The organism is Flavobacterium xanthum, from assembly GCF_900142695.1.
Taxonomy (GTDB): Bacteria; Bacteroidota; Bacteroidia; order Flavobacteriales; family Flavobacteriaceae; genus Flavobacterium; species Flavobacterium xanthum.
The window spans coordinates 35,024-54,727 of sequence record NZ_FRBU01000016.1; the positions used below are offsets into that span (position 1 = coordinate 35,024).

General features: G+C 35.6%; 18 protein-coding genes. 10 read left to right on the forward strand and 8 right to left on the reverse strand.

Annotated features, from left to right (window positions below; translation table 11 throughout):
- Window positions 1-159 precede the first annotated feature (159 nt).
- The 7 genes from BUC11_RS08475 to BUC11_RS08505 all read left to right on the forward strand — a co-directional run bounded on the left by BUC11_RS08475 (window position 160) and on the right by BUC11_RS08505 (window position 6,963).
- On the forward strand, window positions 160-1,035 hold the full coding sequence (locus BUC11_RS08475; protein ID WP_073353278.1) for a helix-turn-helix transcriptional regulator: 876 nt from the start codon (window positions 160-162) through the stop codon (window positions 1,033-1,035).
- Window positions 1,036-1,194: 159 nt separating this feature from the next.
- Window positions 1,195-2,250 carry a ferrochelatase gene (gene hemH, locus BUC11_RS08480; RefSeq protein WP_073353347.1) on the forward strand — a complete coding sequence of 352 codons (1,056 nt, stop codon included), beginning with the start codon at window positions 1,195-1,197 and terminating at the stop codon, window positions 2,248-2,250.
- Window positions 2,251-3,606, forward strand: coding sequence for an MATE family efflux transporter (locus BUC11_RS08485; RefSeq protein WP_073353280.1), 1,356 nt, complete (start codon window positions 2,251-2,253; stop codon window positions 3,604-3,606).
- Window positions 3,593-4,147, forward strand: a complete 555-nt coding sequence (locus BUC11_RS08490) for a CopD family protein (protein WP_073353282.1) — start codon at window positions 3,593-3,595, stop codon at window positions 4,145-4,147. The genes BUC11_RS08485 and BUC11_RS08490 overlap by 14 nt, the downstream gene beginning before the upstream one ends.
- Window position 4,148: 1 nt before the next feature.
- Entirely contained in the window at window positions 4,149-5,621 is a 1,473-nt protein-coding gene (locus BUC11_RS08495) for an ATP-binding protein (RefSeq protein ID WP_073353349.1), read from the forward strand.
- A 10-nt stretch (window positions 5,622-5,631) separates the two neighbouring features.
- Window positions 5,632-6,414: an enoyl-CoA hydratase/isomerase family protein gene (locus BUC11_RS08500; protein WP_073353284.1), complete on the forward strand. Its 783-nt coding sequence runs from the start codon at window positions 5,632-5,634 to the stop codon at window positions 6,412-6,414.
- Window positions 6,415-6,558: 144 nt separating this feature from the next.
- Window positions 6,559-6,963 carry a hypothetical protein gene (locus BUC11_RS08505; protein WP_073353286.1) on the forward strand — a complete coding sequence of 135 codons (405 nt, stop codon included), beginning with the start codon at window positions 6,559-6,561 and terminating at the stop codon, window positions 6,961-6,963.
- A gap of 349 nt (window positions 6,964-7,312) precedes the next feature.
- Here the strand turns inward: BUC11_RS08505 and BUC11_RS08510 are convergent, their stop codons facing one another.
- The 4 genes from BUC11_RS08510 to BUC11_RS08530 all read right to left on the reverse strand — a co-directional run bounded on the left by BUC11_RS08510 (window position 7,313) and on the right by BUC11_RS08530 (window position 11,260).
- Entirely contained in the window at window positions 7,313-7,624 is a 312-nt protein-coding gene (locus BUC11_RS08510) for a GIY-YIG nuclease family protein (RefSeq protein ID WP_073353290.1), read from the reverse strand.
- Between the two features lie 1,159 nt (window positions 7,625-8,783).
- On the reverse strand, window positions 8,784-9,437 hold the full coding sequence (locus tag BUC11_RS08520) for an HD domain-containing protein (RefSeq protein ID WP_073353294.1): 654 nt from the start codon (window positions 9,435-9,437) through the stop codon (window positions 8,784-8,786).
- Window positions 9,438-9,525: 88 nt separating this feature from the next.
- Window positions 9,526-10,515: an acyl-ACP desaturase gene (locus BUC11_RS08525; RefSeq protein WP_073353296.1), complete on the reverse strand. Its 990-nt coding sequence runs from the start codon at window positions 10,513-10,515 to the stop codon at window positions 9,526-9,528.
- 10 nt (window positions 10,516-10,525) lie between these two features.
- Window positions 10,526-11,260, reverse strand: coding sequence for a lysophospholipid acyltransferase family protein (locus BUC11_RS08530; RefSeq protein ID WP_073353298.1), 735 nt, complete (start codon window positions 11,258-11,260; stop codon window positions 10,526-10,528).
- A gap of 124 nt (window positions 11,261-11,384) precedes the next feature.
- Here BUC11_RS08530 and rnpA point away from each other — a divergent pair, with 124 nt between their 5' ends.
- From rnpA to BUC11_RS08545, 3 genes are all read left to right on the forward strand, one after another.
- The gene (gene rnpA / locus BUC11_RS08535; RefSeq protein ID WP_073353300.1) at window positions 11,385-11,795 is read left to right on the forward strand and encodes a ribonuclease P protein component; all 411 of its coding nucleotides are present in this window, start codon (window positions 11,385-11,387) and stop codon (window positions 11,793-11,795) included.
- A gap of 107 nt (window positions 11,796-11,902) precedes the next feature.
- Window positions 11,903-13,537 carry a S41 family peptidase gene (locus tag BUC11_RS08540; RefSeq protein WP_073353302.1) on the forward strand — a complete coding sequence of 545 codons (1,635 nt, stop codon included), beginning with the start codon at window positions 11,903-11,905 and terminating at the stop codon, window positions 13,535-13,537.
- Complete coding sequence (locus BUC11_RS08545) at window positions 13,537-14,343, forward strand: OmpA family protein (RefSeq protein WP_073353305.1); 807 nt, start codon at window positions 13,537-13,539, stop codon at window positions 14,341-14,343. The genes BUC11_RS08540 and BUC11_RS08545 overlap by 1 nt, the downstream gene beginning before the upstream one ends.
- On the opposite strand, the gene BUC11_RS08550 is transcribed toward BUC11_RS08545, so the two are convergent.
- From BUC11_RS08550 to BUC11_RS08565, 4 genes are all read right to left on the reverse strand, one after another.
- Window positions 14,344-14,790, reverse strand: a complete 447-nt coding sequence (locus BUC11_RS08550; RefSeq protein WP_073353307.1) for a GNAT family N-acetyltransferase — start codon at window positions 14,788-14,790, stop codon at window positions 14,344-14,346.
- 37 nt (window positions 14,791-14,827) lie between these two features.
- Window positions 14,828-15,811, reverse strand: coding sequence for a DUF4837 family protein (locus BUC11_RS08555; RefSeq protein WP_073353309.1), 984 nt, complete (start codon window positions 15,809-15,811; stop codon window positions 14,828-14,830).
- Between the two features lie 48 nt (window positions 15,812-15,859).
- Window positions 15,860-17,902 carry a lytic transglycosylase domain-containing protein gene (locus BUC11_RS08560; protein WP_073353311.1) on the reverse strand — a complete coding sequence of 681 codons (2,043 nt, stop codon included), beginning with the start codon at window positions 17,900-17,902 and terminating at the stop codon, window positions 15,860-15,862.
- A gap of 509 nt (window positions 17,903-18,411) precedes the next feature.
- On the reverse strand, window positions 18,412-19,599 hold the full coding sequence (locus BUC11_RS08565; RefSeq protein WP_073353314.1) for a phosphoglycerate kinase: 1,188 nt from the start codon (window positions 19,597-19,599) through the stop codon (window positions 18,412-18,414).
- Window positions 19,600-19,704: the final 105 nt, after the last annotated feature.

The following is a 19,704-nucleotide window of genomic DNA, read 5'->3' on the forward strand; positions in this document are numbered from 1 at the left end:
TTTTTGTATCGCTACGTGATTTTTTAGTTCTAATTGCGTATTTTATGGTAAAAAATTCTATTTTTGTAGTGAAATCAAGTTGTTTGAATCAATCTATTTAGAGTTGTTCTAAATAAAAAGGTTTGATAAAGATCATTTTTATATTAAAAAAATATCGCTATGGGTTCTCAGGAAATTATAAAAATTGAGGATGACTTTACGCTCATTCGCTTTCAAAATGATGGAATTAATGCCTTTATTGCCCAACGCGAAGTAGGCAGCGGATTAATTCAGTTTCACTTTGGCTTAAAAGGTAGCGCCAAATTCATCTTTAATCAAGGCAATTACGCTTTAGAACTGAAAGAGGAGAAATCACTGCTGTTATACAATCCACAAAAAGAATTACCCTTAAATCTAGAATTGGCACCAAATTCATGGGTGATTTCTGTGATTATTTCCATCAAAAAATTCCATGCTTTATTTTCGACCGAAGCAGATTACATCACGTTTTTAAGCGCCGATAATAAAGATAAAAAATACTATAATGAGGGAAATATAAGTCCATCAATGGCTATTGTATTGTCTCAATTGTTTCATTATAGCTTGCATCCTTCCATAAAAAACCTGTATTACAAGGGAAAAGGATACGAGTTATTAAGCCTATACTTCAATAGAACCGAAGATCCCAACGCAGAACAATGTCCGTTTTTAATTGATGAAGATAATGTCATCAAAATTAAGAAAGCCAAAGAAATCATTATTGCTAACATGGCAGAACCTCCTGGATTGCAGGAACTAGCTGATCAAATTGGTTTGAATTTAAAGAAACTAAAAATGGGTTTCAAACAAATTTATGGCGATACAGTCTATGGATTTCTATTTGACTATAAAATGGATTTTGCTCGAAAGTTACTCGATAGTGGTTCCTACAACGTAAACGAAGTAGGACTCAAAATTGGCTACAGTACCGGAAGCCATTTTATAGCCGCATTCAAAAAGAAATTTGCTACCACGCCAAAGAAATACTTGATGTCCATCAACCCAAATATGACGTAATCCATTGATTTCTTATATTAAACAATAAATAAAAAATAGTTAATCGGAATTTATAAAAAAGTAAGTTTAAGTACTTTTGTACCAAGATTCCTCATTCTTCGGACACGAGGGTTTACCCGAACTGGCGAAGCAATGACAATAATGAAAAAAATAGCAAATATGAAAGGTGTATTATTAGTAAATTTAGGTTCCCCAGAAAGTCCAACAGCAAAAGACGTAAAACCGTATTTAGATGAATTTTTAATGGACAAGTACGTAATTGACGTTCCGTTTTTGTTGCGAGCCTTATTAGTGCGTGGAATCATTTTGCAAACAAGACCTAAAAAATCAGCCGCAGCTTACGCCAAGATATGGTGGGATGAAGGGTCTCCACTTGTCGTTATTTCTAAAAGAATGCACGAGAAAGTACAAAAACTAGTTGATGTTCCTGTATCACTAGCCATGCGCTATGGAAATCCATCTTTGCTATCTGGTTTACAAGAATTACATGATAAAGGAGTAACTGAAGTGTTGCTTTTCCCCTTGTATCCACAACACGCCATGGCTTCGACAACTACCATTTTAGAACTAGCTGAAGAGCACCGTAAAAAATATTTCCCAGAAATGAAATTTACAATTGTGCCTGCTTTTTACAACAAACCCGATTATTTACAAAACCTTGCCGACTCTATAAAAGGACATTTAGAAGGATATGATTACGACCATCTTTTATTCTCCTACCATGGAATTCCAGAGCGTCACATTCGCAAAACAGATATTACAAAATCACATTGTAAAATAGACGGTTCTTGCTGCAACACGCCCTCACCAGCGCATGAATTTTGCTACCGACACCAATGTTATGAAACCACCAAACAAGTGGTAAAGTTACTTGGAATCCCAGAAGGAAAATACAGCCAGACTTTTCAATCGCGTTTAGCGGGTGACAAATGGTTAACCCCTTATACTGATGTGGAAGTAAACAAAATGCCAGAAAAAGGAATTAAAAATTTGGCTGTTGTAACACCTGCTTTTGTTTCTGATTGTTTAGAAACATTAGAAGAAATTGCGATGGAAGCCAATCATGAATTTAAAGTTCATGGAGGAGAAAACTTCAAAGCAATTCCTTGTTTAAATGACGGTGACGATTGGTGTAAAACAGTAAGCAATTGGATTTCAAATTGGTCGAATGCCTCTTCATCCATTAAAGTTGATGTTGAAAAAACAATCGCTTAAATGGCTGTTACCGCCGATGAGTTAGGCACTCAGGACATCAAAAAACTCTTGATCAAGCAAGCCGTTCCATCCTCCATTGGAATTTTATTCATGTCGGTTAATATTTTAATCGACACCATTTTTGTGGGACAATGGATCGGTTCATTAGCTATAGCTGCGGTAACCGTAGTTTTGCCTATCACCTTTTTGATTTCTTCACTAGGGATGGCGATTGGTGTGGGCGGAGGTTCTGTACTTTCCAGAGCATTGGGAGCAAATCACAAGGAAAAAGCATTACACACTTTTGGCAATCAAATCATGATGACTTTTTTATTGGCGTCTGTTTTCGTGCTGTTTGGTCTTTTTTTCAGTGATGAAATGCTAATGCTTTTTGGTGCAAAAGGCGCCATTATGGAACCCGCAAAAGAATTTTTTACTCCCATAATCATTAGTGTTCCGTTTCTAGCTCTTTGTATGATGGGCAACAATGTGATTCGGGCAGAAGGCAAAGCCAAGTTTGCAATGGTCGCCATGATTATCCCTGCTTTTGTAAATATCGCCTTGGACATTCTCTTCATCAAATACTTAAATTTAGGAATGTTTGGCGCTGCTATGGCAACAGCCATTTCTTATTTCACCTGTTTCCTGTTTGTGCTTTGGTTTTTTGTTTTCAAAAGCGAACTAAAGCTAAAAATGAAGCATTTTAAGTTCAAAATGCCAATTGTAAAGGAAATTTCGGAGTTGAGTTTTGTAACATTCTCAAGACAAGGCGTAGTGAGTGTTTTAGCCATAATTCTAAATCACACTTTGTACACCTATGGCGGTGAGCACTCCGTTGCTATTTATGGAATTATCAGCCGGATGCTGATGTTTGCTTTATTTCCCATTTTGGGCATAACTCAGGGTTTTTTGCCTATCGCAGGTTTTAATTATGGCGCAGGAAATTATGAGAGAGTCAAGGAAAGTGTGTTGCTTTCCATAAAATATGCTGCTGTTTTAGCTTCATTAATTTTTGTGGTTATATTAATTTTTGCCAAACCTATTGTTGCTGTTTTCACTACAGATGCACTCGTGATTGACCAAACTCCAGAAGCGTTGCGCTGGGTTTTCGCAGCTTCGCCAATTATTGCCATTCAACTCATTGGTGCCGCTTATTTTCAAGCAGCCGGAAAAGCAAAAAAAGCACTATTATTAACCTTAAGCAAACAGGGCTTTTTCCTCATTCCATTAGTACTGATACTACCAAATTTTTTAGGTATTTTTGGAGTGTGGATTGCATTCCCAATTGCAGATATCTTATCAACGCTATTGACTGGCTATTTTCTAAAAAAAGAAATGAACACAAAACTGATTCAAACTAACGATGGAATACTATAATTATTTAAAATCCTTACACCTCATCTTTGTCATCACCTGGTTTGCTGGGCTCTTTTATATTGTGCGCTTGTTTGTTTACCAAATTGAGGCCGCTCAAAAACCTTCGCCAGAAAAAGAAATTTTACAAAAACAGTACAAAATAATGACCTATCGCTTGTGGTACATCATCACTTGGCCATCAGCCGTTTTAGCCAGTATTTTTGCTTTTTGGATGTTGTTCTTTACTGATTTAGGCCAAGCGTGGTTAAAAATGCCTTGGATGCATGTAAAACTTGGCTTCGTATTTGCCCTGTATTTGTACCATGCAAAATGCCAACAAATATTCAAGCAATTGCAAAATGACGAAGTAAAATATACCACAACTTTCATGCGCTTATGGAACGAAGGCGCGACAATTATCCTTTTTGCTGTCGTATTTTTAGTAATTTTAAAAAATGCTGTTAATTGGATCTATGGTGTGCTTGGCATCTTCTTGTTTTCCATTTTGATTATGCTTGGGTTCAAATTTTACAAAAGAATTAGAGAAAGAAATCAATCTTAATATGTTTAAAAGCTTCAAAATAGCAACGCTCTCGTTACGAATCAGGATTTTCCTTTCGATGATTGTATTGATATTAATGGCTTCTGTGATTCTTGCTTCCATTTCGATTTTCCAATTTAAAAATGAAGCCAAAGAATACCACCAAGAGCGCTTGGAACGAAATGAAAATGCCGTAAAGCAACACATTAACTTCATCTTATCCACCACGACTTATCCGTTGACCTCTGGAAATCTAGACCTTATTTTTAAAGATAAAATTCACGAATTAGCTCACATTCATAACATTGAAATCAACATTTATAGCTTGGAGGGACAATTGTTAAAATCCTCTAAGGAGTCCTTCTCTGTTGATAAAGTAGCACCCCCGATTCCAAAATACATTTTGAAGCTCGTCCGTTCTTCAATTGAAAAAAGATACGTAGACATCAAAACAATTGATGGTAAAAAAAATCGTTCCGCTTTTAGCCAAATCAAAGACGATAAATTTAAACCCTTAGGAATTTTAAATTTACCCTATGTAGAAGATGACGGCTACTATGAAAATGAATTGAAAAGTTTTCTAATTCGTCTGGGTCAAGTTTATACCTTCATGCTTATTATAGCTTTCGCGTTTGCTTATTTTCTATCGTCCTATATCACCAAGTCTTTAAAAACAATCTCAGACAAGTTGAGTGAAACAAGCTTGAATCAAAAAAATGAAAAAATTGTTTTGGAAGCTAGTAGCAAAGAGATCAATCTTTTGATCAACTCTTATAATGGAATGGTGGACAAGTTGGAAAAAAGTGCCATAAAACTGGCCCAAAGTGAACGAGAAGAAGCCTGGCGCGAAATGGCGAAACAAGTGGCGCATGAAATCAAGAATCCGCTTACACCAATGCGACTAACGGTACAAAGTTTCCAGCGAAAATTTGATCCAATGGATCCCAATGTGAAACAGAAAATGAACGACTACTCCGAAACTCTAATACAGCAAATTGATACGATGAGTGCGGTGGCTTCGGCTTTTTCAAATTTTGCCTCAATGCCTGCACAGCAAAATGAAACCTTAAATGTGGTAGAAGTGGTAGAGCTGGCAATGGATATTTTCAACGAGGAATATATTGAATTTAAAAGTGATTCTCCCGAAATTATTTCGAAAATTGACCGAACCCAACTCATTCGAATTATTACTAATTTGGCAAAAAATGCCATTCAATCGATTCCAGAGCAACAAGAAGAAAAATCCGTTGTGGTACGCATTCGTAAAGACACGAACAATGTACTAATAACGGTTTCAGACAATGGAATTGGTATTCAACCTAAAGACATCAGCCGTATATTTGAACCAAAATTCACCACAAAAAGTAGCGGAATGGGACTTGGTCTTGGAATTATAAAAAACATTATCGAAAATTATAAAGGAACGATTACCTTTGAAACTGAATTTGGAAAAGGAACCAATTTTATTGTTTCACTTCCCATAATTAACACCTAAAAATACACTTATGAACTACGAAAATATTTTAATTGCAACTGAAAATAACATTGCAACGATTACCATCAATCGTCCTTCGAAATTGAATGCTTTGAATGTTGCTACCATTTCTGATTTGAATAAAGCATTCAAAACATTAGGAAAAAACAATGAAATTCAAGTTATTATTTTAACAGGAAGCGGCGAAAAAGCGTTTGTAGCCGGAGCTGATATCTCTGAATTTGCTCATTTTTCGATTGAAGAAGGAACACAATTAGCGGCAGAAGGACAAGAAAAATTATTCGATTTTATTGAGAATTTAAAAACGCCTGTTATTGCAGCTGTCAATGGTTTTGCATTGGGTGGCGGATTAGAATTAGCGATGGCGTGTCATTTCAGAGTTGCCTCAGAAAATGCAAAAATGGGATTGCCAGAAGTTTCCTTAGGTGTAATTCCAGGTTATGGAGGAACACAACGCTTGCCTCAATTGGTAGGAAAAGGCCGTGCGATGGAAATGATTATGACCGCTGGAATGATAAGTGCGCAAGATGCATACCGAACCGGTTTAGTAAATCACGTTGTTCCTGAAGGGGAACTTCTTGATTATTGTGTGAGTGTAGCCAATAAAATAATCAAGAACTCTCCGTATGCTATTGGCAAAGCTATAAAAGCAGTGAATGCAAATTTCAAAGAAGGAAAAAACGGCTTTGAAACCGAAATAAAGGCCTTTGGAAAATGTTTTGGGACAGAAGATTTTAAAGAAGGAACGACGGCTTTCTTAGAGAAAAGAAAAGCGGTGTTTAGTGGGAAATAAACAAAAAAGGGAGTCAATTGACTCTCTTTTTTGTTTAAAGTATTTTGATTTAAAATAATTTTTCTTCAAAAAGAGATTGTTTGAATTACAACACTTAATTTTGCAATCCGGTTTCGGAATAGAAGATCTCTTAAAAATAAACTTATGTCATATCAACCTGTATTTGCACTTTTCTGGGAAAATGTAAAAAAAAGCATTCAAAATGGCACTTACGCCAAATTAACACTTGCCAAAACGATAGGTGACACCGAGTTGAAAAACATCTATGTTCGTCCCGTTTTATTAGAAAATGATGTTTTTAGTCTTTCCCTTACTGCAAAGTACAAAACGGAAGAAATAGAGTCATTTCATACCTTAGACGAAGCTTTCATGATATTGGCTCCTTTTATGAATAATCCTTTTTTAACGGCCCTTTTATTTACCACAGAAAATGACATCACCTTTAAACTCAATAAAAAAAGAGTAGCGAGTATTATTGAACAAGCGCCAACTTTTAAAAACGCATCAGATGTGATTATGGAAATGCAATCGAAAGGGATTTCAATTTAAGATTTTTGATCATCTTTTCACTCTGTCATTCCGGAGGAATCCGGACATAAGTGTGATTATTCTTTATTACCAAACGATGGGACGCTTCCAGCGTGACAAATTGGACTGGGAAAACTGGATTGAGAAAATTATACTAAACTAAGTACTAAAACTATCTATTTAATTTGTCATTCCGGAAGAATCCCTACAATAGTGTGATTTTACTTTATTAGCAAGTGATGAGACGCTTCCAGCGTGACAAACTGGATTGGAAAAACTGGACTAAAAAAATCGGGTGTTAAATTATCTACTAACTTCGTCATTCCGGAGGAATCACTACACTACTATGATTTTGAGATTACATTAAAAACTACTCAAAATGAGAATTCAAGAATTTCATTTCTGGATTAAGTTCTTGAATTAGATTTAATTTCAATTCTCTCCGCATGTCTTTGATTTCCTTTTCTCTAGCAATGGCAAGCTGAATCCATCCGAAATGTTCATAATAAATCAAAAACTCGACATTGTAACGAGCAGTAAAACTACTAGCATTAATGTGGTTCTTATGCTCATTTAGCCTTCGTTTTAAATTATTGGTAACACCAGTATATAAAACAGTTCTGTTTTTATTTGTTATCATGTAAACATAAAAGTTGTAGATTCCTTCTGTATATTCAATCATTTTTTTAAGATAAAACTAATAAATATTTTGAGAAAGGCAAGTGCTTTATCCTAATTTGTCATTCCGGAGAAATCCCTACAATAGTCTGATTATTCTTTAGTACCCGGCACTGAGACGCTTCCAGCGTGACAAACTAAACTGGATAATTGGACTGGGAAAACTGGACTAGGATAAGTGGACTAGGAAAACTGGATTGGGAAAACCAAGTCATAAAACTACCTACTTACATTGTCATTTCTGAGGAATCCCTATAATTGTGTGATTTTACTTTAGCTGCAAGTGATGAGACGCTTCCAGCGTGACAAACTGGAGTGGAAAAACTGTGTTGGAAAAATTAGCCCGAAAAAACAGGTAATAAAAATTATTAATTTGTCATTTCTGAGGAATCCCGACAATAATATGATTTTGCTTCGGCAGCAACCGATGAGACGCTTCCAGCGTGACAAACTAAACTGGATAATTGGACTGGGAAAACTAGACTAGGAAAACTGGATTAGGAAAACCAAGTCATAAAACTACCTACTTGCATTGTCATTTCTGAGAAATCCCTACAATAATATGATTTTACTTTAGCTGCAAGTGATGAGACGCTTCCAGCGTGACAAACTAAACTGGACAATTGGACTGGGATAATTGGACTGGGAAAACTGGACTAGGAAAATTGGATTAGGAAAACCCAGTCATAAAACTATCTACTTACAGTGTCATTTCTGAGGAATCCCTACAATAGTGTGATTTTACTTTAGCTGCAAGTGATGAGACGCTTCCAGCGTGACAAACTAAACTGGATAATTGGACTGGGATAATTGGACTGGGAAAACTGGACTAGGAAAATTGGATTAGGAAAACCCAGTCATAAAACTATCTGCTTACAGTGTCATTTCTGAGGAATCCCTACAATAGTGTGATTTTACTTTAGCTGCAAGTGATGAGACGCTTCCAGCGTGACAAACTGGAGTGGAAAAACTGTGTTGGAAAAATTAGCCCGAAAAAACAGGTAATAAAAATTATTAATTTATCATTCCGAAGGAATCCCGACAATAATATGATTTTACTGTAACAACAAACTGTGAAACGCTTCCAGTGAGATAAATAGGATACCAAATCACTGCTAAGCGGAAAACAGATAACCGATAACTAAAAAACTGAACGCGAACTACTACTTCTCCCCTTCCCATTCCGCATAAAACTGCGCTAGAAATCCTTCCATGTAACGGTGTCGTTCTTGTGCGATTTGTTTTCCGGTCTCGGTATTCATCTTGTCTTTTAAGAGTAATAATTTTTCGTAGAAGTGATTGAGCGTTGGCGAATCATTTTTTTTATATTCTTCCTTGGTCATACTTGAATTTGGCGCTATTTCGGGATCATACAGCGTTCTATTTTTAAAACCGCCATAATTGAATGTTCTGGCGATTCCGATGGCTCCTATGGCGTCTAAACGGTCCGCATCCTGAACCACATTCAATTCTATCGAAGTAAATTTTTTCTCAAAATTCCCACCTTTGTAGGAGATGTTTTCAATAATATTTACCACATGTTCGATTATTTCTTCATCAACATTTTCAGATTCTAAAAATTCTCGAGCTACTCTTGGACCAACGGTTTCGTCACCATTGTGAAACTTACTATCGGCAATATCGTGCAGCAAAGCGCCAAGTTGCACTATTATAGTATTACAAGCTTCATTTTTAGCAATCAACAACGTGTTTTTGTACACGCGCTCTATATGAAACCAGTCGTGTCCTCCTTCGGCATTTTCTAATTTTTCTTTTACAAAAAGAATTGTTCTAGGTATTAAATCTGGATTAATCATTATATATTTATTTAAAAAAAATGTTGAATTTCAAAGTTCTTCAACTTCAAAATCCAACATTTTTATTCTTTATTTAGAATTCAGAAATCTATCTTATTAAAGCTGGCTCCACCCATTTGAAAATATGGGATTCTTGTGGAATTACCAATCGTTCTGAAATTCTGGCCATTCTAGCTGGTAATTTCATCAGGTAATCACGTGCTTTTTCTGCTTCATCCGTCAACCCTATAATTTTGTCAATTTCCCATTTCTCGATTAGTTTTTGCATGATATCTACATAATCGGCTGCAGTATAAACCCCAATTCGTTGAGCTGAATCAGAAAACTGCTCAAAAGCAGTACTTATTTTTTCACCAGATTCTCTCAAGAAATGCGCTGGCATCACAATTTTTGCTTTCATCATGTATTGAAAAGCAAGCATCATTTCGCTTGGATCCACCTGAAAAATACGAGTTACAAATTCGCTGTACGCATGATGATGACGCATTTCGTCACCAGCAATCATTTTGCACATTTTTGACAATTTGTTGTCTCCATATTTCTTAGCCATTTGCGCCACTCTGTTATGAGAAACATACGTTGCTAATTCTTGAAAACTAGTGTAAACAAAGTTTTTGTAAGGATCTCTTCCGGTTCCAATATCAAAACCATCGTTGATCAAGTGCTGTGTTGTCATTTCAACTTCACGCATGTTCACACGACCTGACAAATACAAATACTTGTTCAACAAATCACCATGACGATTTTCCTCACCAGTCCATTGTCTAATCCATTTAGACCAACCATTTCTCTCCACGTTATCAATTCCTTCGACATCCATTAACCAGGATTCGTAAGTTGGCAACGCTTCCTCAGTAATAGTATCTCCCACTAATGTTACCCAGAAATCGTATGGTAATTCTTTTGCAATTTCACGTAATTCTTTGACCTCATCAAAAAAAGTATCACTTTGAGAATTAGGCAAAAAATCAGTTGGTTGCCATATTTTTTCTACTGGAATTAGATACTGATCGACAAAGCTGTCTACGTTTTTTTCCAAAAACTGCATTACTTCTAATCGAATGTTTTTTATTGACATTATATATAAATTAAATTTTTATTCCTTGAACTACTGCTGCTTCTGTCTTTTCCATTAACTCCGCAAAATCATACGCTGCAACCGCTAACGGTTTATGTACTACAAAGGTAAGGCGATTTCCTAGACCTAAGGGGAAAAACCCGTATTTAACTATTTTCCAAGAATTGTTTATGCTTATTGGAACCACGAAAGCTGAAGGAGCATTTTTGCATAATATTTTCAATCCCGTTTGAGAAAACTCTTTTGGCTTTCCGGTCTTGCTTCGTGTTCCTTCTGGAAAGATAACGGCTGAACGGTTGTGTTTTTCAATATATTCTGCCAATCCTTTAATGGCAGGAATAGCTTGTTTGGGATCTTTACGATCGATAAGCACTGAACCCCCATGACGCAAATTAAACGATACACTTGGAATACCACTTCCTAATTCTTTCTTACTAACAAATTTACAATGAAAACGGCGAAAAAACCAAATCATAGCAATAATATCGTACATGCTTTGATGATTAGAGACAAAAATCAAGGGTACATTCTTTGGAATATTCTCAATATTTTCAAACTTGTATGTTGTTCCTAGCAGATTTGTACATTTCACTAAGAAAAAGTTCAGATAATCAACACTTTTTTTATGGGCTTGATAGCCAAAGCCATGGAAACAAACCCACTGTATCGGATGAAAAATAACCAAAGTTAGACCGAAACATAAATAATAAATAACGGAAATGGGATACGAAATCAGTTTTTGCATGCTTAAAAATTTAAGGCAAAAGTAAGAAATATATTTTTAGCGTTATTTAAATCGGAAACAATATCCCGACTCAACGTTTAATCGTAACTTTGCGAGTCAAAAACTACGAATTTTTTCTATTAAAATGAATTTCACTTACCCGAAAACCGAAAAGCTGAAAAGCAAAATTACGATTGGATTATTGTTTACCGAAGGGAAATCAGTATCTAAATATCCGTTGCGATTGGTATATAAAGCTGGTTCTTTTGACAAAAGTGAAAAAATAAAAATGGGCGTTTCAGTTTCCAAAAAGAATTTCAAGAAAGCCGTAGATCGCAATTATTTCAAACGTGTACTGCGCGAAACTTATCGCTTGAACAAACACTTATTGATTGACAATCTGGATCAACCGTATTCCTTTATGTTTTTTTACCAAACGAAGGACCGATTGTCCTATCAGGAAATCAACACCAAAACCATTCAATTATTTGAGAAGTTTATTGCTCAAAACATTAAAAAACCAGCATCAGAAATCGATTCTATTTCTGAAATTTAAACATTTGACCTTTTTTAATTAAACAAAGTTGCCTTTAGATTCCGTCCGAACAATTATTTGGTGATTTATTCTTATTTTAGTGGACTCAAATTTAGCTATTTAGGCCTATGAACTTCTTCAAAAAAAAATTAATAATTCCCGTTGTCGCTTCGGCATTTCTGTTTATTGGAACCAGTTTCAAAGATGATTTTTTCGAAATTGCCAAGCAAATCGAGATATTCACCACACTTTTCAAAGAATTGAACAGGAACTATGTCGATGAGACAAATCCCGGTGAATTAATGGACAAAGCCATCAAAGGAATGCTGGCTAACTTAGATCCGTACACCGTCTATTTCAACGAGCAGGATGTGGTGCGATTCAAGATCAACAATACCGGAGAATATACTGGAATTGGCGCTTTATTGACTCGGAAAGAAGATAAGTTAATCGTGAAGGAACCTTATAAAGATTTTCCTGCCGACAAAGCAGGATTGAAAGCCGGCGATGAAATTATTCAAGTGGGAGACGTACTTTTATCTGATTTCAAAGACGAGGCTTCTCAACTTTTCAAAGGTGCTAAAAACACGAAAATTGATGTCAAGTACATGCGTCAGGGAAAAGTAAATACTACACAGATTATTTTGGACGAAGTCGAAATCAAATCAGTTCCGTTCTTTGGAAAAGTAGACGATAAAACAGGCTACATTGTGTTGTCGCATTTCAATAAAAAAGCATCGGTAGAAACTAAAGAGGCATTGGAACAACTCAAAAAAGAAGGTGCGGAACGTATTATACTGGATGTACGAGACAATCCGGGCGGACTTTTGAATGAAGCCGTTAATATCTGTAATTTATTTGTTCCAAAAAACGAAATTATTGTTACAACAAAATCCAAGATAGAAAAACACAACAGCACCTACAAAACGACTAAAGATCCTGTAGATACTGAAATTCCTTTGATCATTCTGGTAAATGGCCGTAGTGCTTCGGCATCTGAAATTGTCGCTGGCGCACTACAGGATTTAGATCGCGCTGTGGTGGTAGGAAGCCGCAGTTTTGGAAAAGGACTGGTACAAAGACCTGTAGATTTGACGTTTGGAACACAGCTAAAAGTGACTATTTCTCGCTACTACACGCCGTCCGGAAGGTGTATTCAAGCTTTGGATTACTCTCGAAAAGACAAAAATGGAATGGCAATTAAAACAGAAGAGAAGAACTTCAATGCTTTTAAAACCAGAAAAGGCAGAACCGTTTATGACGGTGGCGGAATACAACCTGACGTGGAAATGGAAGAAACAAAATCGAGTCCCATCACAAATGCTTTGTTGCGTAACGACGGAATTTTCAACTATGCCACAACTTATTACTATAAAAATCCGAGTTTAGGGAATCAGATTCCGGTCCTCTCTGATGCTGATTATGAAGATTTCAAACAATTCTTGAAAGCGCAAAAATTTTCTTTTGACACCGAAACGGAATTGGCTTTGAAAAACACTTTGGCTGTAGCCAAAAAAGAAAAACTGGACGAATCTATTCAGGCCGAATACCAACAATTATTAACCGCATTGCAGAAAAGTGAAAATGCATTATTGGATAAAAATCAAAAAGAAATCAAAAAATTAATGGTTGATGAAATCATTAAGAGATACCAATACCAAGAAGGATTGTATCAATATTACACCAAAAACAATTCAGAAATCAAAAAAGCTACTTCTATTTTGAGTACTAATGCGGCGTATCGCTCTATTTTAAAAATGTAATGAAACAAGCATTTTCCATAGCATTACTTCTTTTTTCGAGCTATTTTTTCGCTCAAGCAAGACCTGTGGAAACAGTTTATTTTGAATTTGACAAATTCACTCTGTACGATGAGCAAGTACAAACGATAATTGATTTTATAAAAAAAGCTGATACAACCAAAATCGAATCGATACAAATTTATGGCTACTGCGATGATCGAGGCGCCAACGATTATAATTTTGAATTATCAAAAAACAGGGTAATTACGGTTCAAAATATTCTTACGGAAAATGGTTTTAACAAAAATAAGATTGTCATTATTGAAGGCAGAGGTCGTATAATTGTACAAAAAGATAGGGTGGAAAACCTGTCTGAAACCCGATCTAAAAACAGGCGCGTTGATTTATTTATTGTCAAGAAAAACAGTTTTGGGAAGGGTATTTATACTTCATTTCAGGAAAGCCATAAAGTGGGAGATCGTATTTATCTAGACAATATTCTTTTTGCCCTTGGCAGCAGTAAATTAACGGAACAGTCCAAGAAAGAATTGGATGCCATTGCACTACTTTTGCAACAGCAAAAAACAATGGAATTCGAAATCAGAGGACATGTATGCTGCACGCCTAGTCATTACCAAGATGCCATAGATAAAGACACACAGGAACGAAAACTATCTTTAAATAGGGCCAAAAACGTCTATCGCTATCTCATAAATAAGGGAATAAACAGCCTTAGAATGCACTATGTGGGAAGCGGAAACAAGTTTCCTTTAGGCCAAGGTGAAGCACTGGATCGCAGAGTTGAATTTATAATTCTGAAAATCTGATTATTCTCGTTTCATTTCAATATGTGGAATATCATCTTCCAGATACATTTCGCTGGTTTGCACAAAACCATGGCTTTCATAGAATTTTTTCAGGTACAATTGTGCTCCAATAGTAATTTTGCTTTCGCCAAAATGATGCGCAATTCCAGCAATTGATTCCCGCATAAGATCATGTCCCCATTTTCTGTCGCGGTAATTTGCATCAACAGTTACCCTTCCGATAGAAGCATAATCAAAACTGATTCCCGGTTTAAACAATCTGGAATGAGCGACAATTTTGCCTTCAAACGAACCAATAAGATGCAATGCTACTTTATCTTTTCCGTCGAGATCTAGGTAAACACAGTTCTGCTCTATCACAAAAATTTCGCTTCTTAAGCGTAATAAATCATAAAGCTCGTGTACAGTCAGGGCATCAAATGCCTTAATTTCCCATTGTATTGTCATGCCTAGATATTTTTTATAAAATGCAAATAAAAGAAATTTAAGGCACTCTTTTAACAACTACCACTGATTTTATAATGGATTCGAGTTCATGCATTAAATCCCTTTTATCTTTTGAAGGCGCGTAACAAAACCCTTCTAAAACCAAAACTCGGTTATAATCGGCATCAATAATAGCATAATTAATAAAAGGTCCGGACATAAAATCATTGTTTAATTGCCAAGTTCCTTTAGTTTCATAAGTAACTTTTCCGTCAAGATTGATCTTAAATAGATAAGGCGCGTAGGCCTCTTCCGTCATCATGTTAGTATCTGGTTCTTTTCCGCTTATGTACAGATGACCTATGGAATCCCGCATTTTTATAATACTGGTAATTAAATCAGTGTCTTTATTAATGGTATTCAAAGGAACTTGATAGAGCAATAAACTGGTATTCCCGCCTATGATTTCCTTTTTTAGCCACATAAAATTACTTTTTTGAAGCACATAAGCATATCCAGAGGGAACCTGTAGACCAATGTGAAACTTGTTCTCTATAATTTTAGGATCTATTAGGGACAGGCTGTTTATTCGTTGGCTCTCGGCAATTTCAGCTTGTTTGATCATCTGAACCATTTGCAGCGCATTTTTTTCAATGCAAGCGAGAATATCGGCATTGGTTTTTCCAGAAATATGGAATACATTTTGAGGGGAAGCGTATTGATTTTTTCGAATTTCAAACTTATTTTCTTCCGCTTTTTTGACCACTATAATCGCTCGCGTATCCGTCATAAATCCTTCTAAAAGCTTGACTGGATATTGATTGATATTGAATAAAGGTTCTTCTTGTGGTAATCCAATCACCGGAGATGCAAACTTGTTCCGAATGCTATCACCAATATCCCCGTTCCATAGCTGATCATCGATAATTACAGAAATCGTGTTGATTTTACCGGTAGTTTTACGTGCTACTAGATTATTCTCTTTTTTACAAGAAAATAAAAGCAGAGAAACAAAAAGAAATAGAAAATGGGCTTTATTCATTACGGTTCGATTATAAAGTAAAACCCAAATTTATCGAAGTTAATTGATTTATCCGTTAATTTTTAACTTCATTCCAGGCTTGATTTCTTCACCGCTAATACCGTTCCATTTTTTTAAATCCGAAGTGGTAACGCCAGGATATTTTTTGGCTATGCTAAATAAAGAGTCTCCTTTTTTGACATAATAATTAGAAGGTACTTTTTTAGAGGAGGCCGTTATACTTGATTTACTCTTGAAGGAATTGACAGTGGCCTTGTCAGTAACAATGGCGATTTCATCTTTGGCAACGATTAATGTTTTTCCAATAGTAATCGTATTGTCTGGCAACTTATTCCAGTGTCTTAAATCCACGACGGAAGCTCCAAATTTACCGGCAATAGCTCCTAAATTATCTCCTTTCAAAACTATATATTCAACATCTTTTCGTTCTGGGATCGAAGCTAATGCTGGTTTTTCCTCCAGTTCGTTATTCGCTATTTGCAAGGAAGCCCCTACTTGAACTGCATCGCTCGTAAGCCCATTCCAGGTTTGAAGATCTGCTACTGTAACATCATATTTAGTAGCAATGCTCCCTAGATTATCTCCTTTTTGTACCAAATAAAGTTTTGCTTCCTCCGTTGCAGAAATGCTTGAAGCACTATTTACTTTTTCTTCTTTATTATTTTTTGTTTCGGCGACCAAGATCATTTGGCTTTTTAAGATGCTATTATTTTCTTTAGGTTCTACTGTTGTTGATTTAATTAAAGGCTGTCCTGTACTAATCTTCAAGTTCTTGCCATAAGCAAGCGCATTACTATTAAGGTTATTCCATTTCTTTAGTTCGGTAATAGAAACACCATATTTAAAAGCAATGCTAGTTAGATTATCTCCTCGTTTTACTTTATAGTACGCTATTTTACCAGCTGTACTACTTTGACTAAAGGTATTTGGAGTGTTTTTGACAACTGCTTTTGAAGTTTGGTACGGTCTTTCGCGTTGGTCTAATTCATATTGCGTGTACGCATAAATCTGATCCTCATTAGACGCAAAAACAGCAATTTTTTCTTGAGGTAATCTTAAATAATGATTTTGGTCGTGATAAAACGGAATCACATTGAGTTTATACGATGGGTTTAGTACTTGCAACTGAACTACAGGAACATCCAACAAATCAGATATTTGCTTGAAAGTCATTTGCTTTTTAATCAGTATGGTATCTGTAGCAAAATGTTGCACAGTGGCTCTGTTAGGAACAATTCCGTGTTCTTTATGGTATTCATAAATATACATCGTTGCCAGGAAAGCCGGAACATATCCCTGTGTTTCTTTAGGCAGATTTTTTCTGATGTTCCAATAGTTTTGCTGACCGCCGGAACGTCTGATTGCTTTTGAAACATTTCCAGGACCTGAATTATAGGACGCCAAAACCAAATCCCAGTCACCAAATATTCGGTACATATTAGTCATATATTGGGCCGCGGCTGCACTGGCTTTCAAAGGATCGCTGCGTTCATCTATATAAGAATCAATTTTTAAACCATATTGTTTTCCCGTTTGATACATAAATTGCCACAATCCGGTTGCTCCCATTTTAGAAACTGCTTTAGGATTTAAAGCGGATTCCACAACGGCTAAATATTTTATTTCTAAAGGGACATTTTGTTTGGCTAAAGCTTCTTCAAACACAGGAAAATAATACTCAGAAACCGCCATTAAACGTTCAAAGGATTTTTTTCGATTCTTCAAAAATGATTTGATGATGTTTTCTAATCCTTGATTGTATTCAATGTTGAAAGGCGATTTCGCATCCATTGCAGCCAATCTTTCTTTGAGAAGTTCCGTTGACAATTCATACTCAATTTTCTCATCGACATTGACATTCTTAATATCATCCGAAATGGAGTTGTACAAATCTAAATTAGTCAATTCCTTCATCCACAAGCTATCTACGCAGGCGGCTAAATCATCTTTTACGAATGTTTTTTTGATGGAATCTAAATAGGATAATTTTGTTTCGAATCTAGAAATTTCTTTATTTTCGGAACTTTCTTGAGCAAACAATTGCGACGATAGCAGCAGCAAAAGTGATAATGTGGTATTTTTTATATTCATATTTTTACGATCAAAGACCTATATTACAAATGATTACAAAGCTTGTTTTTACAAACTTAATAGGTTTAAACTAAAAATTTCTTTAAATATTGTTAAAAATGCAATCTTAGATGCATTTACAAAGAATTTTCACCTGAATTGACAATAAAAATAATTATAAATCCAGATTCATAATTATTAGTCTATCCATTGGGTATGAATCAATTCGTTAAATTTTTTAACCACATAGAAACATAGATTTAAAATTCTGGAAGGCGTTTCACTATATTAGAGGAAATCATAGTTATGAGAATCCAAGAATTGGGCTATCTGATTCTATTTTCTATGTTTCTATATGGTTAATTTTTTTAATATTAATTGAAGTTTTTAATAATTCTAATTAACAGTTTAAATTAAAAAACCTTAGCAATAAATAGTTTATCGCTAAGGTTTCATTGTATTATGAGAGTGTTTTTTTAATTTAAAATAATTAAAATCTAACCGTTAGTATTTGTTTTTCAACAACTGCATTAGTCTAAAATAGCTGCAATTCCAGGCAAAGTTCTACCTTCCAGCATTTCAAGCATCGCTCCTCCACCGGTGGAAACGTAGCTCACTTTATCTTCCAATCCAAATTGTTTTACTGCCGCCACAGAATCTCCTCCTCCTACTAGTGAAAAGGCTCCTTTTGCAGTAGCTTCTGCAATAAAATTACCCAAAGCGATTGTTCCGTTTGCAAAATTCTCCATTTCAAAAACGCCTAATGGTCCGTTCCAAAGGATCGTTTTAGACTCCATGATCACTTTTTTGAAGTTTTCCAATGATTTTGGACCTGCATCCAAACCTTGCCATCCATCTGGAATTTCTTTTACATCAACAATTTGCGTTTCGGCATCATTTGAAAATGCGTTGGCAGCAACAACATCAACCGGAATGTGAATTTGAACTCCCTTTTCCTTAGCCAATCGCAAGATTTCCAATGCCAATTCTTGTTTGTCATCTTCACAAATAGAATCTCCAATTTTACCGCCTAATGCTTTTACGAAAGTAAAGGTCATTCCACCACCAATAATCATGTGGTCTACTTTATCAAGAATATTTTCAATCACCGTAATTTTCGAAGACACTTTAGAGCCACCAAGAACAGCTGTTACTGGTTTTTCACTGTTTTTCAATACTTTGTTCAAGCTTTCGATTTCCTTAGCCAATAACAATCCGAAACATTTTTCTGTTGGAAAAAACTGAGCAATAATGGTAGTCGAAGCATGCGCTCTGTGTGCCGTACCAAAAGCATCGTTTACATAAATATCTCCAAGTGACGCTAATTCTTTTGCAAAAGCAACATCACCCGCTTCTTCTTCGCTATGAAAACGTAAATTTTCCAATAATAAAACTTCTCCAGCCTGCACTTTTTCAGCTGCTGCTTTAGCTTCAGCTCCAATGCAGTTTGATGCAAATTGAACTGGAACTCCAAGCACTTCTGAAGTTGTTTTTAGGATGTGTTTCAATGAATAGTTGCCTTCAACACCTTTTGGTCTGCCTAAATGCGACATCAAAATCACGCTTCCGCCTTGAGCAAGAATCGCATCAATAGTAGGTTTTGCTGCTTCGATACGAGTGGCGTCTGTTACATTGAAATTTTCGTCCAATGGCACATTAAAATCAACACGGATTATGGCTTTTTTATCTGCAAAATTGAAATCACTTAACGTTTTCATCAGTATGTTTTTTAGTTTATTTTTTTTGAAAGAGTAACAAATATAGAACTTTTAAATTATTAATAAATTAGAGAAAACCATATAAAATAAATTTTAAGCAACGAA

Coding starts and splice junctions, on each gene's coding strand:
- BUC11_RS08510 (WP_073353290.1), bottom strand. CDS start 7,624: ATGATTGAATATACAGAAGGAATCTACAACTTTTATGTTTACATGATA.
- BUC11_RS08505 (WP_073353286.1), top strand. CDS start 6,559: ATGTCATATCAACCTGTATTTGCACTTTTCTGGGAAAATGTAAAAAAA.
- rnpA (WP_073353300.1), top strand. CDS start 11,385: ATGAATTTCACTTACCCGAAAACCGAAAAGCTGAAAAGCAAAATTACG.
- BUC11_RS08555 (WP_073353309.1), bottom strand. CDS start 15,811: ATGAATAAAGCCCATTTTCTATTTCTTTTTGTTTCTCTGCTTTTATTT.
- BUC11_RS08495 (WP_073353349.1), top strand. CDS start 4,149: ATGTTTAAAAGCTTCAAAATAGCAACGCTCTCGTTACGAATCAGGATT.
- BUC11_RS08475 (WP_073353278.1), top strand. CDS start 160: ATGGGTTCTCAGGAAATTATAAAAATTGAGGATGACTTTACGCTCATT.
- BUC11_RS08545 (WP_073353305.1), top strand. CDS start 13,537: ATGAAACAAGCATTTTCCATAGCATTACTTCTTTTTTCGAGCTATTTT.
- BUC11_RS08485 (WP_073353280.1), top strand. CDS start 2,251: ATGGCTGTTACCGCCGATGAGTTAGGCACTCAGGACATCAAAAAACTC.
- BUC11_RS08560 (WP_073353311.1), bottom strand. CDS start 17,902: ATGAATATAAAAAATACCACATTATCACTTTTGCTGCTGCTATCGTCG.
- BUC11_RS08500 (WP_073353284.1), top strand. CDS start 5,632: ATGAACTACGAAAATATTTTAATTGCAACTGAAAATAACATTGCAACG.
- BUC11_RS08525 (WP_073353296.1), bottom strand. CDS start 10,515: ATGTCAATAAAAAACATTCGATTAGAAGTAATGCAGTTTTTGGAAAAA.
- BUC11_RS08520 (WP_073353294.1), bottom strand. CDS start 9,437: ATGATTAATCCAGATTTAATACCTAGAACAATTCTTTTTGTAAAAGAA.
- hemH (WP_073353347.1), top strand. CDS start 1,195: ATGAAAGGTGTATTATTAGTAAATTTAGGTTCCCCAGAAAGTCCAACA.
- BUC11_RS08540 (WP_073353302.1), top strand. CDS start 11,903: ATGAACTTCTTCAAAAAAAAATTAATAATTCCCGTTGTCGCTTCGGCA.
- BUC11_RS08565 (WP_073353314.1), bottom strand. CDS start 19,599: ATGAAAACGTTAAGTGATTTCAATTTTGCAGATAAAAAAGCCATAATC.
- BUC11_RS08530 (WP_073353298.1), bottom strand. CDS start 11,260: ATGCAAAAACTGATTTCGTATCCCATTTCCGTTATTTATTATTTATGT.
- BUC11_RS08550 (WP_073353307.1), bottom strand. CDS start 14,790: ATGACAATACAATGGGAAATTAAGGCATTTGATGCCCTGACTGTACAC.
- BUC11_RS08490 (WP_073353282.1), top strand. CDS start 3,593: ATGGAATACTATAATTATTTAAAATCCTTACACCTCATCTTTGTCATC.